This is a genomic window from Vibrio sp. Scap24, assembly GCF_013394185.1.
Taxonomy (GTDB): Bacteria; Pseudomonadota; Gammaproteobacteria; order Enterobacterales; family Vibrionaceae; genus Vibrio; species Vibrio pomeroyi.
Genome location: NZ_CP041333.1, coordinates 1,059,962 through 1,077,548, shown reverse-complemented (window position 1 = coordinate 1,077,548; position 17,587 = coordinate 1,059,962). Strand labels below are relative to the sequence as shown.

Sequence of the window (17,587 nt, the reverse complement as noted above, 5' to 3'; positions counted from 1 at the left end):
CATGCGTCATTTTTATACGGTATAACTGCCAGTTTTGAGCCACACTGTATGAGTGCAAAGTCATATTATTTGTGTAATGACTAACGAGATGACACATCGACGAGAAAACAGATAAGTGACAAGAACAGAGAAAGCAATAGGTACAAAAAAGCCGCTTGTTGAAGCAACATGCGGCTTAGTCATCAGTATTACTGTTGGCGCTAGCCTAAAGTTAGGTGCTTGGCGGCTTACTTAGTAAAAACTTCTTTAAAATCACGCTTCAAGATAGCATCACGACGAGCTTTCTTGATTTGCTTAGCCATGTCTTTTACACAGTTATGTAAAATTTGGTCTAGCAGTTGAGCTCGGTACTCTTCTTTTTCTTCGTCAGTCATGCCTTCTGGAAGTTTAAGAGTAGGGAACTCTTCCATCATGTTTACGCCAGCAAAAGCTTGGCTAACAGAGATTAGAGCGTGGAATTGCTCGAAGTTGTCCAAAACATTTTGTGCGCTTGCTGGAAGGCTGCTCCAAGTTTCACGCACTGCTTCTTCAGACACCTCATGAATTGAAGTAACCATGTTGTGCATCTCTTTAGGCACTTCATCAAATTCGATAACTTGGCGAAGCTCTGGCGAGATAGTGGTTAAATCGATTTCTTGTACTTCGTTGTTTGTAGCGTCTGACATAGTATTTCTCTTTAAAAAGAAACAATGCTAAAAAGATCTGTAAAAAAGTCAATATAATATAGAGATTAGGGCATGATTTAAGCCCAAATTTGAGCTACTTTGAATATTCAACACTAGATAAAGGTGATGTGATGATAGAAAAGGGATCTTCGATGCGCATATTGCTGGTTGATGATGTTCAACTAGACAGGATGCAACTTGCTATTCGACTCAAGCAACTGGGTCATATTGTGGAAGCTGTCGGTAGCGGAAAAGAAGCCCTAAACGTCTATTCTGATTTTGATCCTGAACTTGTTTTGCTGGATATTAGCATGCCAGACATGGACGGTTTTGAGGTCGCTAACGAGGTTCGACGACAGTTCCCAGAGTGGGTGCCTATCATCTTCTTGAGTGGTCATGAAGAGCCAGAAATGATCGCCAAAGCGATTGATGCTGGTGGTGATGATTACCTTATCAAGCCGGTAAACAAAGTGGTTCTCAATTCTAAATTGATTGCGATGCAACGTATCGCGCACATGAGGCGAGAGTTAAAACAAAGTACCGCGAAACTCGAAGAACTCAATATCCTCCTGCAACAACAAGCCAACGAGGACGGCTTAACCAAATTATACAACCGTCGATATATGGATACTAAGCTTGAAGAGAGCATTGCGTGGCACGGAAGACGTAATATATCTATGACTGTCATACTTCTAGATGTAGACTTCTTTAAACCCTACAACGATAATTACGGCCACATTCAAGGGGATAAGTGCTTACAAGGGCTTGCCAATACCTTGAAACAACTGTTCGTTCGTGCGGGAGAGTTTGTTGGACGCTACGGTGGTGAAGAATTTGTTTTGATCTTAAGCGACACGGACAGCGAAGCCGCTAAATTACACGCGACTCGAGTAAAAGAAGCGTTGCATGAAATGAACTATGCTCATGATCACTCAACCGTATCAGATAGAGTGACAGCGTCACAAGGTGTACTCTCATTTGTGCCGGAAGGTGATGAGTCCATTGCTTCTATATATGAAAAGGTCGACCAAGCGCTTTACCAAGCAAAGCAAAGTGGCAGAAACACCTTCATACAACGCAACATTTTGGAGCTTGCTCGTTAGTTAGCGAGCTCTTTTAGAAATTTGAATTTATACTTCTATTAGCGTTTGAGCTAGGAAGTACTTTAGTGATAAGAGAAATGCCACATTCAAAGCCATTTTCTTTGGCTCATTCATGTTGGACACTGGTTGTCCCTGTAATCTATTTATCTGTCCCCAGTATTGCTTCTGCAAATGAGATATCTGATCTCATTCGCAAGGAGATTGAGCGAAATTTTGCAACCAGCGTGCTTCTTAACGACACCGATGTATTTACCTTTGGTATCAATAACTTTGACCCAAACGAAGTATTTCGCTTAGACAATGAGGACATTGGTTCGAGTGATTCGGTAAGCAGAAGACAAAATATGGCCTCTCTCAGCCTACCTTATACTTTCAAATTCCCCGCCACTATTGAAGATAACCACCAAGAGGTGACGCTGCGTTTGTCTGCATTGCGCACAGAGAATGAAGTCAATTATTCATCAGCGTCCGTGTCTGATTTCCAAAAAGAGACCGTCATTTCGGGGTATGTTGAGTTTTCGAATGTCGCCCAATTAGACGAATACTGGAGCTTTCATTCTGGTATTGGCAATCACATCTCATATTATCGCAATGAATACGATTATCGCGGTAATGTACCCCAGCCTTTGGTTGATGCGATTGATGGGGTTTATCTTAATACTGACGCTTGGGCTTACATCGTAGAGCCTAAGATTAAATTGATCTATGAAGACAAGAATAACTGGGGCAAATATAAACTCAGTACGAGTTGGCATTATTTCAACGGTGTCGGTTGGGGAGACGCTAATAACGGTAATGTCGGCCACCCAGAAGGTTGGTACATCGCCAATGAAGCGAAGATCTTTTATGACTTAGTTCGTTGGGATAAGAACATTACGTCCATGTATTCGAGCATCAAGAGAATTGATATAGGTGGTGATACCGTCGTGCCTATGGGTACAACGTCGTATTACGAGGGCAGTGTAGGCTGGCTGCTTAACCCAAACCTATTTAACGAATGGGTCGATAATGTGGGCATTGGCTTCACGATCAATTACGGAAGCAGTTTGAAAGGCGGGAGCTTGGTGATCTTCTTTAACCAAGATTAAACACTGACCAAGTGCCACCAACTTCCACCAAGCGTAAGCTGCCTTACAATGAAAAGTTTGGCGTTATAGTGACTCGATCGTTTAGGTGTAACGTTAACTATTAACGCACAGTTTGTTTCGGCCAGTTTCTTTCGCTTTGTAGAGCGCGTTGTCGGCTAGTTTTAACACTTCTTCAGGATGTCTGGTGGTTGTACTATCAGACAGGCCAATACTGACAGTCACATTCACCACTTCATTTGGCTTGCCATTCTTGCCACGTTTTTTCATTCCTACTTCATGGTCATCAGGGCGGTCGTTTGTATTACGAATTATCATGTCGTAATTCTGAATCTCAGAAATCAAAACTTGCAGATGCTCTTTTACTTGATCGGTGTGCTTACCCTTGAAAATGATCGTGAACTCTTCACCACCATAGCGATAAGCTTTTGCACCGCCAGTTGTTTCTCTCAATATGCGAGCGACTAGCTTCAATACATCGTCGCCAATGTCGTGTCCGTAGGTATCGTTAAATTTCTTGAAGTGATCGATATCGACCATCGCCATTGAGTACTTACGCCCTAAGTGCTTCATGTCCACTTCTAGAGCATGACGGCCAGGGATGTTAGTCAGTTGGTCATTAAAGGCCATGTCGTGGCTTGCAGACATCACGTAGATGATAATCAAGGTTCCTGACAGAGAAAACATAGTGCTTGAGATGTACTGCACGTCAAAAAAGATGAATGTACATGACGCGAGTAAAATAGCGCTGTAGACCACCACATCGATCGCTCGGTTGTACACCAGAACCAAAATCGAAGTTAAACCGAGCAAGCATAGGCTATAGAGAACCAATACAAAGGGCAGTTTTGAGAAATCCCTAACAATGAACAGAATCCCTTCGCTCCATGATTCAAAACCTCCGGCATGGAAGTGAGACACTATCAGTTGCGCCCAAACCATAAATAGAACAAGAACCAAGGCATATAGAAACATCGACTTTGAGTTAACGCCGTTATCAGGGAAGGCGTAGACCAGTAAACAAGTGACAGGTACTAGAGCTGCAAGCAAGGAGAGCTCTAATAGTGTTGTGCCAGTATTGAGAGGCGTTTGTAAGCGAACTTGGATGATCAGGTAAGCGAGAAGCATGGTGACAGACACCATAGCCATTCGACCTTGTTTAAATGTGTGGCACAGTAAAACTGCAACGCTCAATAAAATATATGGGAGGTTGCTAGCAAACCCTAAGTTTGAATCCGTCACGAGAATGACGTTGTTCATACCTGCAAGTAAAATTGCTAGAAGGAGTAAAGGGAAGCAAAATCGAAACATGCTCGACGTTACAAAAGATGATGCCATTTATGTGGTGAGCCTAACTATAATGATGATCTTATTAATTAATACTATACGTAGGATACGGTTAAACAAGCGATTGCCAAGCATTTTGCTTAAATGAGAGTAAAAACATAGCCATAGGTCGCTATTGGTGCAACCATTTTTATATGTACTTGAGTTGCTATTAACCATAGAACGAGCTACACAGTATATATGAGAAATTAATTAGTCGTTATAGATACTTAACAAAACCTAGGTGGTTTGTACTTAATGGTTACATGATGAGCAACAAGCAAGAAATGTAAACCTGTAATGAAGTTCGAGTAAGGTTTATAACGAAGTTACAGTGAGTTTTGCGATTAGGTTGTTCATTGTTCAGTACTAGGTCATAAACAACCGCTACAAATGGAGGTGTAGTATGCAAATAAGTGTGGATGTACACAATTATATGGAAACTCTGGTGGGCCACGTGTTGGCTACCGAGGAATATGTGTCTAGTTATACCAACGAACAGTTGGCTGATCTTGCGTGTCTGGCTTTAGGTCAGCTTAAACCGATCTACATTCGTTTCGATATCGATTTTCTTTCAGCGTTGCCGGAAGACAAATTGGTGCTCTACAAACGTAATAGTGAGATCGCGGTCAAAAATGCAGAAAGTATGATAATTGACGATCGAAGACGCGAACGTAACGACAATGTGCCCGTTATATTTAGTCAACACAATTTTGATGATGACGTAGAATTGCAATGGTATGAAAAGCCATTGTTGAACCGTAAACAGTCATGATAGTTTAGTGTCAGTACGGTCATTTAAGGAGTAAAAAACGTGGGATTCTTTTCTAGATTATTTGGTGGCAAAGAAAAAACCGAACAAAAAGTAGAGATTGAGCCGGTCGAATATAAAGGCTTCAATATCTATCAAGATGCCATTGCTGAATCTGGTCAATACCGTGTTGCCGGGCGAATCGAGAAAGAAGTTGACGGTGAAATTAAAACTCATCGTTTTATTCGTTCAGATGTTGTTTCAAACAAAGAAGACGCCAACGAACTGATGCTCAAGAAATCGCAGATGTTCATTGACCAAATGGGCGACAACATATTTAGCTAACCAATTAGGGTTAGAATTGATGTTGGTCATAATTTACAGAGCTTTCAGTGTATATGCTGAAAGCTCTTTTTAGTTTTAGGGATAAAGAACAGCTAGTCGGTTGTTATTAAAAGGATTATTGGCAAGTGGTTTGACCTCTTTATTCGAGAGAGCCTTCATTTATCGAAATTAAGCGCTCAAATTCTATCCAAATCGTTATAAGTAATAACTTTTTCTGTTCTTTGAACAAAACGCTTGAAGTATTAGTTGTCGTTAGATACAAACGAATAAGTCATTGTGCCAATAGTTGAAGTGTCGCTATGCAAATTGGTGTAGCCAAGTGCGCTTACGACCTCTTTAATTTGTCTTTGGTAAGAATAATAATCACAAATTGATACACAAGGAGTCTAATTTGTTGATAGGTGTACCAAGAGAAACGCTCGCTGGTGAAACGCGAGTCGCTGCATCGCCGAAATCGGTCGAACAGCTTCTAAAGTTAGGATTTGAAGTTTGTGTTGAATCACAAGCAGGTGCGCTAGCAAGTTTTGAAGATTCAGCTTATGAACAAGCTGGTGCAAAAGTTGTAAGCGCAGATGAAGCTTGGAAATCCGATATTATCTTTAAAGTTAACGCCCCGATCGTTGACGAATCTAAAAATGAAATCGATCTTCTTAAAGATGGCGCAACATTGGTCAGCTTTATTTGGCCTGCTCAAAACCCAGAATTAATGGAACAATTGTCCAGTCGTAACATCAACGTGATGGCGATGGATTCTGTGCCTCGTATTTCAAGAGCTCAAGCACTCGATGCGCTAAGTTCTATGGCAAACATCGCGGGTTATCGTGCGGTTGTTGAAGCGGCACATGAATTTGGCCGATTCTTCACCGGTCAAATTACAGCGGCAGGTAAAGTTCCACCAGCGAAAGTACTGGTTGCAGGTGCGGGTGTTGCTGGCCTAGCGGCAATTGGTGCAGCAGGTAGCTTAGGTGCGATTGTTCGTTCATTCGATGTTCGTCCTGAAGTAAAAGAGCAAGTAGAGTCGATGGGCGCTGAATTCTTGGAAGTTGACTTCCAAGAAGACACTGGCGCTGGTGATGGTTATGCGAAAGAGATGTCTGAAGCATTCAACAAGAAAGCGGAAGAACTCTATGCGGCTCAAGCAAAAGACGTTGATATCATCATTACAACAGCACTGATTCCAGGTCGTCCTGCACCTAAGCTGATTACCAAAGAGATGGTAGATAGCATGAGTGCGGGTAGTGTGATTGTGGATCTGGCGGCTGCGAATGGCGGTAACTGTGAATACACGGTTGCGGATCAAGTCATCACTACTGCGAATGGCGTAAAAGTTGTTGGCTACACTGATATGGTTGGTCGTTTGCCGACTCAATCTTCTCAGCTGTACGCGACTAACCTTGTTAACTTACTGAAACTGCTTTGCAAAGAGAAAGACGGCAATATCAATATCGACTTTGAAGATGTTGTGCTGCGCGGTGTTACAGTGGTTAAAGAGGGCGAAGTCACTTGGCCAGCGCCACCAATTCAAGTTTCTGCTCAACCTCAGCAACAAGCGAAACCAAAAGCAGCGAAACCCGAGCCTAAAGTTGAAGAACCTGTTTCTCCAATTAAGAAAGCGGCGGGCATGGCGGTTGCTGTTGGTGCATTCGCTTGGATAGCGTCGGTTGCTCCTGCTGCGTTCTTGTCTCACTTTACCGTTTTTGTTCTCGCTTGTGTGGTGGGTTATTACGTAGTTTGGAATGTTAGCCATTCTCTTCATACGCCTTTGATGTCTGTAACGAATGCGATTTCAGGGATCATTGTGGTAGGTGCGCTATTACAGATTGGACAAGGAAGCGGCGTCGTGACTTTCCTATCTTTCATTGCCGTTTTAATTGCAAGTATCAATATCTTTGGTGGCTTTACTGTGACCAAACGTATGCTTGAAATGTTCCGTAAAGACTAAGGAGTAACAGATGTCTGAAGGATTAGTACAAGCAGCTTATATTGTTGCTGCTGTATTCTTTATTATGAGCTTGGCTGGATTATCGAAACAGGAATCTGCACGTGCAGGTAACTATTACGGTATCACGGGTATGGCAATCGCGTTGATCGCGACGATCTTTGGCCCTCACTCAGCGGGTATTGTGTGGATCATCATTGCAATGGTGATCGGTGGTGGTATTGGTATCCACTACGCAAGAAAAGTAGAAATGACTGAAATGCCTGAGCTGGTGGCAATTCTGCACAGCTTCGTAGGTATGGCAGCGGTACTTGTGGGTTACAACAGCTACATCGATCCACCGGCGGCAGTGTCACTTAACCCTGCTGATATTCATGCAGAGCACGTGATCCACCTAGTGGAAGTGTTCCTTGGCGTGTTTATCGGTGCTGTGACGTTCACAGGTTCGATTGTTGCGTTTGGTAAGCTTCGCGGCGTTATCTCTTCATCTGCACTGAACATTCCTCACAAGCACAAATGGAACCTAGCGGCTATCGTTGTTTCTACACTGCTTATGATCATGTTCGTGAAAGCAGACGGCAGCATGTTCGCGCTGATAGTGATGACACTTATCGCGTTCGCATTCGGTTACCATCTAGTGGCATCGATTGGTGGCGCAGATATGCCAGTGGTTGTTTCTATGCTGAACTCGTACTCAGGTTGGGCAGCAGCGGCAGCAGGTTTCATGCTTGCAAACGACCTGCTTATCGTAACCGGTGCACTCGTTGGTTCGTCAGGTGCAATTCTGTCGTACATTATGTGTAAGGCGATGAACCGCTCGTTCATTAGTGTTATTGCTGGTGGCTTTGGTCAAGAAGTCACAGTATCTGATGGCGATGAAGAGCAAGGTGAACACCGTGAAACTTCAGCTGAAGATGTGGCTGACATGCTTAAGAACTCTAAGTCAGTCATCATCACACCGGGATACGGCATGGCAGTAGCTCAAGCTCAGTACCCAGTGCACGAAATCACTGAGAAGCTAAGAGCTCAGGGCGTAAATGTTCGATTTGGCATCCACCCAGTTGCGGGTAGGTTACCGGGTCACATGAACGTACTGCTTGCTGAAGCAAAAGTACCTTACGATATCGTTCTTGAAATGGACGAAATCAACGATGACTTCGATGAGACAGATACTGTATTGGTTATTGGTGCGAACGACACCGTGAACCCTGCAGCACTGGAAGATCCAAACAGCCCAATTGCTGGCATGCCAGTTCTGGAAGTGTGGAACGCTCAAAATGTTATCGTGTTCAAACGTTCTATGAACACAGGTTACGCCGGTGTCCAAAACCCACTGTTCTTTAAAGAGAACACACAAATGCTATTTGGCGATGCGAAACAGAGTTGTCTAGGTATTTTAGAGCACCTATAAGGCTTGTTCTAAAAACACTTGTAAACGAAGGAGCTCATTTGAGCTCCTTTTTTTGAACAGCGGAAAGTCATTCTTTGATAATCATTCACATATAATCGCAAAGATATCATCAAGAAACATCCGCCCTTGGATTGACGTGTTATTAAGTCAACGAACTAGTACGCATGCACAGCACTGCCGCATTATCATGGAATTAACCGCTGATAGTCGTCATTCTCACTGTTTTTCATGCGGTTAAAAATTTATCTTTGATAGCGAATGGTATATATTTGATTGATCTATATGAATTTGCGCTGGTTTGTGATCATCAAAAGAAAATTTACGCTTCTTATCGCTACATTGTCAGTGTCAGTAAATGTGTTTGCTGACTCTTTGCCTGAGCGTATCGATAACTTCACCAAACTCTTTGATCATGAAACGGCAGTTGAATCTTATGATATTCGATTGCTTCAAGCTGATTATCCAACTCGCTTGATCATGCCGTCTTCAATGCTGCCACAAACGGCAGAGTATCCGTTAAAAGACATCCAACGCTTATACCAGTTATCAAAAACGTGTAGCGGAAAGTTACCGTTAAGCCCTTTGATCACGGAGCCTTTGGTCTTTACTCGTGCTATGTGTAAAGGCACCAAGCTTTCAGACCGTTGGTTTAGTCGTAGTGGTTTGATTCACCCTGGTGGTGGCTCTTACGCTGCTCGTTACGTTGAGAAATACCCAGAAAAGTTCGATTCTTTGAAGCGTTATATGCACATTCAAGAGCGACCAAACGCTGAACATGACGAATTGTTATCACGTTTGCAGCAGATGGATAACGAAGCTATTACTGCACTGTTAGCTGGCGCGAGCATGTTTGTTGAATTGGACGAAATGTGGGTAAAACGCGGCGACAGATATTACCTGTATAAAGAATCAGTCTGGAACGAAAACGCAACGCTCGCGGGGTTGTCGTTCAGTTTGTCTTCAGAAGGCAATAGCTGTTTTGTCCAACGCGGTAACGTCTGTTGGGAAATAGAAGATCATTCTGAGCTGCTGCAAGTTGCCATGTTTATCTTGGTGATCGCCAATATCATGCTAGTGCTTGGTTGGGCCGTTTATCGTTGGAACAGTAAGAAACAAGAGATGAAGAGCCGTATGCTGGTTCTTCAAATTCTAACGCACGAACTAAGAACGCCTATTGCGAGCTTGTCATTGACGGTTGAAGGGTTCAGACGCGAGTTCGAACACTTACCAGAATCGGTATATGATGAGTTCCGTAGATTGTGTGAAGATACTCGTCGTTTAAGACAGTTAGCTGAGGCAAGTAAAGACTATTTGCAGTCAGACAATCAGCCACTCGCGACAGAGTGGGTGCCGAGTGTCGAAGAGTGGCTTCAGTACAAAGTTGAAGAAGATTTCGCGCCGGGAATTGAACTGCGCGTTAACAAAGATATTGCTGCAAAAGTAAACGTATATTGGTTAGGGACGTGTATCGATAACCTGATCAGAAACGCTGTTAAATACGGTGTCGCACCAGTGATACTAGAACTGAATACTTCTGACAAGAAGCTGACATTCAAAGTTATAGATAATGGAGACTTGTCCCGCAAAGATTGGGGGCAACTAAGAAAGCCATTCGTTAGTAAGAGTGGACTCGGTTTAGGTCTGACGATAGTGGAATCTATGGTCGGAAAAATGGGCGGTCACATGACGCTTATCGGCCCCCCAACAACATTTATTTTGGAGATACCTTGTGAAACAGACATTGCTTCTCGTTGAAGATGATAAAAATTTAGCTGACGGTTTATTAGTTAGCCTTGAGCAAGCTGGATATGAATGTTTGCATGCTGAGCTGATCTCTGAAGTTGAAGGCTATTGGGAACAAGCGGATCTGGTTATCCTAGACCGTCAACTTCCTGATGGTGACTCAGTAGATTCACTTCCTGGTTGGAAGAAAAAGAAAGATATCCCTGTAATTTTGCTAACAGCATTAGTTACAGTAAAAGACAAAGTAGCGGGCCTAGATTCAGGTGCAAATGACTACCTAACTAAGCCATTTGCAGAAGCAGAGCTGTTTGCTCGTATTCGTGCTCAACTTCGCTTACCAGATGCTGAAGAACAAGATGCATCAAAAGTCATCGCTCAAAATCTTGTTATCGATAAAGCAACTCGTGAAGTGTTTTTCAACGAACAAGAAGTAACGCTAACACGCACAGAGTTTGACTTACTATTGTTCTTGGCAAGCAACCTTGGTCGCGTTTTCACTCGTGACGAGCTGCTTGATCACGTATGGGGTTACAACCACTTCCCAACAACACGTACAGTAGACACACATGTTCTGCAACTTAGACAGAAATTGCCGGGTCTAGAAATCGAAACGCTACGTGGCGTTGGCTACAAGATGAAAGCGTAATGAAGAAAGCCTTACTTCCACTATTATTGCTGTCTGGCGCGTTCAATACCGCGCACGCAGCTGATTGGTTTAAGAACAGCGATGCTCTAACCCAAGTGCACAAACATCTACTGGATAATGACTTGTCCCAGATGTTTGATTCATTAGTGGAAGTTTGGCAGATCAATGCTTCTCAGTCTCGAGAAGATCACCTCAATGAACTGTTTGACCAAGCGTTGAATAAAGATTGTGGTAAAACCCTCACCAAAAAGACATTACCGGATTGGGTCAGTTCGGTGGTCGTGAAAAGACACGTCATTCAAAGCCCGGGGCGAGATACATTCCGTGTTGCGATTGAGGTTGAATCTGATAACAATATTCAAGATATCACCTTCGAAAAATGGGTCGATAAAGTTGTCTCGTCTGATAGCGAATTCACCAAAGAGAACGAAGTCGTCAACAACGCCTCAGTCAACTTGTATCGCAAGCGCTATAACTTAGCATCTCAGCTTGACTCAGGTCTGTATCGTTTAAACGTGAAAGGCGATGGCGGTAACTCTTGGAGCACTTGGGTTATTCTTGGTGAAGTTGCCATGCGTCAGCAAGTTCGCTGGGCATCTAAAGACACGTGGCGTATCGATAAGAAAGAACTGCTTAACCCTTATTGTCCACTTCCTAAACTTGAAGTTGGTTTGTACGATTATGTCGACGAACACTATGAAGAGGTCTGGGGAAAGAGTTATGAATCTGATTACCCGATGAATCTTACGGGTGAAGATCTGCCCAATGATCGCTACGTACTTGCCGTTTCAATGGTGCATTCGCGTTGGCAAGGCGACATAGCGATAGAACAAGCACAAACTATCAGTAAAACTTATGATATTTCTAGCGAAGAAGAGTTAAAGTAATTTAAAATTGTGCCGTTAACTATGTAAGGGATCTAACAAAGATAAACGGCATGAAAAAAACTACTAAACTACTCGCAGCGTCAATTGCATTCGCCAGTCTTCCTCTTTCAGCAGCAAACTACGCCATTGAAGCGCGTGGTGATGCGATGGGTGGTGTTGGTGTTGTTTCTGCAAACTTCCTAACTGCTCCATTCTATAACCCAGCATTGGTTGCAATCTACCGTCGTAACGATGACATGGGCATGATTACGCCAAGTTTTGGTGGTAGCTATAATGACCCCGATGACATGAAGTCGAACATCGATAGTGTTGTTGATGCTTCAAACACTGCAGACTTAGACGCCGCACTGAATAAACTAGATGGCAACCAAGCTAACGTTGAACTCGGTGGTGTTGTTGCATTCGCACTTCCTAACCAGTTTGTTGCTGCAAACCTTTTCGCGAAAGCCTACACAGAATCATTTGCGACACCAAATGTTTACACAGCAGGTTCAGATGAAGACAAAGTGGAACTGTCTACTGTTGAAGCTGTTTCTATCGGTGTAGCAGAAGTCGGTCTTTCTTTAGCAAAATACCAAACTTTTATGGGCCAACACATCTCATTTGGTATCACACCTAAAATCCAACGTATCTACACATATAACTATGTCGCTTCAGTTAATGATTACGATTTATCTGATGTTAGAGAAAACAGTGATGGTGAAACAGCCTTCAACATGGACGCTGGTGCACTTTGGTTCTTCGGCCCATTCCGAGTCGGTGTTGCGGCAACCAACTTAATCTCTCGAGATATCGAAACCAAAGATACGACGAGAACGCTGAACAGCAGCACAAGTACTGCGACACACCAAGTTGGCGGTAAATACACTTACCAACTTGAGCCGGTTTACACAGTTGGTGCAGGTATCGTGTCTGACTACTTTACGTTAAGTGTCGATTACGATTTGAATGAGACAGAAAAGTTCACGTCCTTTGATGATAACGAGCAGATGATTCGTGTGGGTACTGAAGTCGACCTGCTACGTCAGCTTAAGCTAAGGGGAGGGTATTACAAGAACCTGGCTTATTCAGATTCGGAAGGAACAGTCACAGCCGGTATTGGTATCTCGCCACTCAACTTGTTCCAGTTAGATCTAAGTGCTAATTACACGAATGAAAATGCGATGGGTGCTTCAATCAATTTCCTTGCTAGTTACTAACAGTCCTTATATAGTTCTGGTCCTAAACAAAGGAGCAGAGCATGCTAAACGACTTACCAACCCTTTCTCACGAAGAACAACAGAAAGCTGTTGAACGAATTCAAGAAATGATGACTCAGGGCATCAGTACAGCACAAGCTATCAAAATCGTTGCTGAGCAAATTCGTGAAGAAATGAGTAATAAAGAAGAGTAGGGCATCAGCCCTTCTTTTTTACCCACCTAAAGCACTATAACTAAATATATTACCCTCTGGTATATTATCTCGTTCATACCAATACTTTATCCATCCTAAGTCCCGACCTATCCAAACACTTAAATTGAGCTTATTCAGTTAGTTACGTCAGAGTAATCCACTTTGTTGGTTTTTCTTGCTTACTATTTGTAATTTAATTACAAATAAATCTGAAAGTAAAACAACTATCATTTTAGGTGTCAGTATTTATGTCACCATGTCTAAGTGGTTAAAAATATGGCGTTTTATCAGTCTGGTGACGCTGTGACTTCTATTTTGAAAGCATATGATCAGGAGAATGTACGTAAATAAATGATTGGGCATTTGAACTAAGAACAGATCTGAATAAGTAGTAACCGAACTGCTCAATACCGATAGTGGGATCGATTAAACTCGGCTTAATCCAATCTTAGTTGGTCAAATATGCGAATTTCAGAATCGATATTTAGGAACATAGAGACGTAAAGAAGCTCTTTATAGGGCTATTATTTGGGAGGATACAATCACCCTGAGAGTCCTACTGCCGCGTTATTCCGGGTAAGAAGAGGGAGCTTAAAGGTGTGAGTCGATTGGAGTAGCTATGTCGAGTCAGCAAAGCTTATTTATGACTTAGTTTAATCAGCTGTTGAGAATCTATTGGCTACTATACGATACAGATAGCGACAGAGCGTTAATTGAGTGTTGTATAGCTTTAGCTGTAGTCTCATGAACCTTAATAAGACGTAACGACTTGGTTTCGTCCGTTGTCCTTGGCTTGATAGAGCGCCTGATCTGCGCGTTTAATGGCAGAACGAATTGATTCATTCTGTGTCAGTTGTGTAAATCCAGCAGATACAGTGATCGCAAGTTTAAATGGCCAATCGGTTTGCTCAAGAGCATCATAGAGACTAGTGATACTTTCGTAACACTGTAGCGTACTTTGATCGATGCAGACTAGTAAAAACTCCTCACCACCCCAACGATACAATAAGTAGTGCTCTCCGAGGCTATCGGTTGCTGTAGACACAAACTGAATCAGAACCTGATCACCCACTTCATGGCCGTATTGGTCGTTTACTTGCTTGAAATGGTCTAGGTCGAATAGAGCGATATGAATCGACTTACCTTGTTGCGCAAGACGTTCAAAATCATAGAAGGTATCCAACGCTTCTGTTCTGTTTCTGCAGCCAGTTAAAGGGTCGGTTGTTGCCTTTACCTTTAACTCTTCGATCTCTTGGGTTAACAAATGCCTTTGTTCTGCCGCAACGTTTTTCGCTCGCTTGGCGATGTATAAAGCACAAGATATGTAGTAGAGCGCGTACATCACCCATAATCCAATCAACATCTTTCCTAGCACAACACGGTCCATCGTCTTGCCATGGAATACAATACTTTTCACCGTGAGTTTATGGTGGCCGTCAAGCGTGCTAGCGCCAAGTCCAAGCTCAACAGAAACGGCATTGGTAATATCCACCGCGCTATTCGTAATAGGGTGGTTGTAATAGTCAATCCACCAAAGCGGAACATTGAAGTAATCTAAGTCGATGTTGCCTATATCGGGTAACGAGAAATCTAAGCGATTGAACTTGTTAGACATTGCGTCGCCTTGAACGCTGTAGTTCTCATCGTAGTTACGAATGTAGAAGCGAAATCTTGGGTTCTCTTGGCCTTGGTAATCCATGTTGATAGTGACTGAATCATAGGTAGAGAGATCGAGCCCTTTGCCTTCTGTCGATATTACGAATTCAATCTCACAGAATGGAGCGCTATATGTTCGCTTAAAGTCACACTGTAACTCAATTCCATCTTTTGAGTTGTGTAGTAAACCTATCGTGCCGCCATCATGGTCTCTGTCAGTGTTAACGAGGGTCGGGTATCTGCCTGGTGTGATGATGTAGTTCTTATCCATGATCGTACGAAAAGAGATCAACGACAATAGGGTTACTGCCAGGCAAAAAATAGAAAGGAATATGTTGAGTTGTCTGAAAGCTTTATCGCTCATAATATTAATCCGTACGCATGACCATTTGATTATGAGCGATGCCTTACTCTGGCGCAACTAAAGATTAGTTTTGAATAGCAGAGTGGTGGAATCGTAGCATCCAAAAACGAACAAACAGCCGACTCTTATACAGGAAACAGACTTCTTAAACTCATAATGAGATCAAACTGCCCTCGTATTTTGTTATTTTTTTTTAAAATTCAAACAATAAGTGCGGTTTTTACGGGGAGAATAATTTAACTGTATAAATATACAGTTAAATTAAAAGGGCATTTTTTGTTGCAGTGTCACTTTGATATAGTTGTGACTAGTAGTTGAAGTCTAGAAGAACTTAAATTGTTACAGGTACTGACTTAACCCATTGTTATAAATAGCTAATTGTTGTTAACTGTACTCAAGTTGACGTTGTAGAAACCTTTATCAAGGCTTTGGGAGCCAATTTATGAATAAAGATCTTTGGGAAGGAAGATCATTGCATGGAATAGAGCATGTAACTGAATTATTCGAGAATTCCGTATTGGGGGCGTTTATGTCAGGACATCTGGTACTTGAATCAATTCTTGTCCAGATGCTTGAATCTAATTCTACAGACGCTGATAACGGAAGGTATTTTGAATGGAGTTTTCGTCGGAAGGTTGATGCCTCAGAAAACAGAGGAATCATCAACCAGAACACCGCAGAATTTCTACGCGGTGTGAATTACATTAGAAATCGATTGTCGCATAAGCTTGGCACTCGAATAACTTTTGATGAGGCATTTAACTTGGCAGGATTAGCCGCTGCTGGAGGTGTCGATTTTTCTGATAGCACAATTTATTTGGATAAATCGAGGTCTTTTTATGAATATGGTATTGAAGGTGTAATCCAAGAAGTTTTCCAAAATGCAGCTCAAGATTTATTGTACTTGCTGGATGATGAGAGTTTTCTCGAGAACTTTGTAAGCGCACGAAATTCTTAACGAGTCTGAATTGGCAGATAATTCAAATAGAATTCAGCGTGTGGAGTTGATTAAAAACACGCTCGTGTGTGTGAAATCTGAAGCGAAACGAACAGCGATACACACAGGATTGACACACAGTACCGTGAATAATTGGTGTAAGCATAAGTCGTGATAAGTTGGATTAGGCAGAACAAAAGTTCTCGTTATTAAAGTTGTTGTTTAGAACGATGCAGACGTTGGTCACGTCAACGCGTTTAAATCGACAAACAAAACTCATAAAATCCACAACATGAAGGACTTAATCCGGCGTTGTGTGCAAAATCCGCAAGGACTAAGGTGCTGAAACCGCTCAGATTTTAATGTCCGTCACTGCGCATTATGTACGTTATGTTAAATTGATTTTGGTGTTTATAAGGCAGGTATCTTTGTGTGATGCCCTGCCTTTATTTGTTGTCGATATTCTCTGATTTATACTGTGTATTTAACCATAATGGTTATTTACCATAAAATACCTAATATCCAGTGATAATAATCTTCGATTTTAACCCTGGTATTAGTTAGAGATTAACCGCCAGCAAATTTAACTTTGTAGCCTTTCTTTTCAAGATGCGCTTTGATCTTGTCGCGCGCGTCGCCTTGAATTTCGATGTTGCCATCTTTTACTGAGCCGCCACAACCACAAACTTTCTTAAGTTCTGCTGCCATGAGTTTTAATGGTGCGTCATCTAAGTCTAAGCCAGTTACGACAGAAACGCCTTTGCCTTTGCGGCCTTTGGTTTCTTTTTGGATTCGAACAATCCCATCGCCTTTAGGACGTTGGACTTTCTCTTCTTCAGGTTTAATACGACCTGTTTCTGTTGAATATACTAGGCTCATAATTTACTTCTTTTGTTGCTCTGCTTTTTGTTTTGCGAGTAAGTAAGCTTCTATATGACGTTGGATAGCAATCTTGCCGCCTTTAATTAGGCGACCGTTAAACATGCAATACCACGCATTAGGCTCACCGGTGTCATTCTTGATTTGGTAGCCGTTGAAGTTTTCTGTCGAACCACCAGTTCCTCTCGACTTATTTAACGCAGTGAATTCTTTTGGATCAATAATAGATGCGGTTTCAATCCACCAATCAATACTCTTCTTAACGGCAGCTAGGTTGCCTTGAATAACATTATTTTTTAACTTCGCACGCCAAACCGTGTTAGTTGCATCCGTCGATTGAAGATGGATGCTTCGGTAAATTGAATTAGCCATATCTATTGATCATCTTTTTGTTTTCGCTGCATTAATCATAAGTATACTTTTAATGATATCAAGCATAATATGGCAAAAACACCTG

The 17,587-nt window shown here is 42.2% G+C and carries 17 protein-coding genes; 12 read left to right on the top strand and 5 right to left on the bottom strand.

What is annotated here, in order from left to right; genetic code table 11:
• Positions 1-227 precede the first annotated feature (227 nt).
• On the bottom strand, positions 228-665 hold the full coding sequence (locus FLM53_RS20200; protein ID WP_017632818.1) for a DUF3069 domain-containing protein: 438 nt from the start codon (positions 663-665) through the stop codon (positions 228-230).
• Positions 666-817: 152 nt separating this feature from the next.
• On the opposite strand from FLM53_RS20200, the gene FLM53_RS20195 reads away from it, so the two are divergent.
• Together FLM53_RS20195 and FLM53_RS20190 are read left to right on the top strand one after the other, a co-directional pair.
• On the top strand, positions 818-1,768 hold the full coding sequence (locus FLM53_RS20195) for a diguanylate cyclase (protein ID WP_017632819.1): 951 nt from the start codon (positions 818-820) through the stop codon (positions 1,766-1,768).
• Positions 1,769-1,845: 77 nt separating this feature from the next.
• Positions 1,846-2,856 carry a Solitary outer membrane autotransporter beta-barrel domain gene (locus tag FLM53_RS20190; protein WP_176679667.1) on the top strand — a complete coding sequence of 337 codons (1,011 nt, stop codon included), beginning with the start codon at positions 1,846-1,848 and terminating at the stop codon, positions 2,854-2,856.
• Positions 2,857-2,949: 93 nt separating this feature from the next.
• Here FLM53_RS20190 and FLM53_RS20185 read toward each other — a convergent pair whose 3' ends face one another.
• Positions 2,950-4,191, bottom strand: coding sequence for a GGDEF domain-containing protein (locus tag FLM53_RS20185; protein ID WP_176679668.1), 1,242 nt, complete (start codon positions 4,189-4,191; stop codon positions 2,950-2,952).
• Positions 4,192-4,585: 394 nt separating this feature from the next.
• Here FLM53_RS20185 and FLM53_RS20180 point away from each other — a divergent pair, with 394 nt between their 5' ends.
• The 9 genes from FLM53_RS20180 (at position 4,586) to FLM53_RS20140 (ending at position 13,294) form a co-directional block, all read left to right on the top strand.
• Entirely contained in the window at positions 4,586-4,954 is a 369-nt protein-coding gene (locus FLM53_RS20180; RefSeq protein ID WP_176679669.1) for a late competence development ComFB family protein, read from the top strand.
• 39 nt (positions 4,955-4,993) lie between these two features.
• Positions 4,994-5,275 carry an HlyU family transcriptional regulator gene (locus FLM53_RS20175; RefSeq protein WP_176679670.1) on the top strand — a complete coding sequence of 94 codons (282 nt, stop codon included), beginning with the start codon at positions 4,994-4,996 and terminating at the stop codon, positions 5,273-5,275.
• Between the two features lie 391 nt (positions 5,276-5,666).
• A complete protein-coding gene (gene pntA, locus FLM53_RS20170; protein ID WP_176679671.1) occupies positions 5,667-7,217 on the top strand; it encodes a Re/Si-specific NAD(P)(+) transhydrogenase subunit alpha in 1,551 nt (516 codons plus the stop codon).
• 10 nt (positions 7,218-7,227) lie between these two features.
• Positions 7,228-8,625 carry a Re/Si-specific NAD(P)(+) transhydrogenase subunit beta gene (gene pntB / locus FLM53_RS20165; protein WP_176679672.1) on the top strand — a complete coding sequence of 466 codons (1,398 nt, stop codon included), beginning with the start codon at positions 7,228-7,230 and terminating at the stop codon, positions 8,623-8,625.
• 282 nt (positions 8,626-8,907) lie between these two features.
• Positions 8,908-10,380, top strand: a complete 1,473-nt coding sequence (gene vxrA / locus FLM53_RS20160; protein WP_176679673.1) for a sensor histidine kinase VxrA — start codon at positions 8,908-8,910, stop codon at positions 10,378-10,380.
• A complete protein-coding gene (gene vxrB / locus FLM53_RS20155) occupies positions 10,355-11,014 on the top strand; it encodes a response regulator transcription factor VxrB (protein ID WP_017632827.1) in 660 nt (219 codons plus the stop codon). Before vxrA ends, vxrB begins: the two co-directional genes overlap by 26 nt.
• Positions 11,014-11,901: a DUF2861 family protein gene (locus FLM53_RS20150; RefSeq protein WP_176679674.1), complete on the top strand. Its 888-nt coding sequence runs from the start codon at positions 11,014-11,016 to the stop codon at positions 11,899-11,901. Before vxrB ends, FLM53_RS20150 begins: the two co-directional genes overlap by 1 nt.
• 50 nt (positions 11,902-11,951) lie before the next feature.
• Positions 11,952-13,100, top strand: coding sequence for a conjugal transfer protein TraF (locus tag FLM53_RS20145; RefSeq protein WP_176679675.1), 1,149 nt, complete (start codon positions 11,952-11,954; stop codon positions 13,098-13,100).
• 41 nt (positions 13,101-13,141) lie between these two features.
• Complete coding sequence (locus tag FLM53_RS20140; protein ID WP_004731009.1) at positions 13,142-13,294, top strand: YoaH family protein; 153 nt, start codon at positions 13,142-13,144, stop codon at positions 13,292-13,294.
• 751 nt (positions 13,295-14,045) lie between these two features.
• Here FLM53_RS20140 and FLM53_RS20135 read toward each other — a convergent pair.
• On the bottom strand, positions 14,046-15,314 hold the full coding sequence (locus tag FLM53_RS20135) for a GGDEF domain-containing protein (protein WP_176679676.1): 1,269 nt from the start codon (positions 15,312-15,314) through the stop codon (positions 14,046-14,048).
• Between the two features lie 442 nt (positions 15,315-15,756).
• Between FLM53_RS20135 and FLM53_RS20130 the strand changes: the two genes are divergently transcribed.
• Positions 15,757-16,272 (top strand): hypothetical protein, encoded by a 516-nt coding sequence (locus FLM53_RS20130; RefSeq protein WP_256099326.1) that lies wholly within the window; start codon positions 15,757-15,759, stop codon positions 16,270-16,272.
• A 546-nt stretch (positions 16,273-16,818) separates the two neighbouring features.
• Here the strand turns inward: FLM53_RS20130 and yciH are convergent.
• Positions 16,819-17,130 (bottom strand): stress response translation initiation inhibitor YciH, encoded by a 312-nt coding sequence (gene yciH, locus FLM53_RS20125; RefSeq protein WP_008221404.1) that lies wholly within the window; start codon positions 17,128-17,130, stop codon positions 16,819-16,821.
• 3 nt (positions 17,131-17,133) lie between these two features.
• Positions 17,134-17,502: a DUF3319 domain-containing protein gene (locus FLM53_RS20120; protein ID WP_102383143.1), complete on the bottom strand. Its 369-nt coding sequence runs from the start codon at positions 17,500-17,502 to the stop codon at positions 17,134-17,136.
• Positions 17,503-17,587 lie beyond the last annotated feature (85 nt).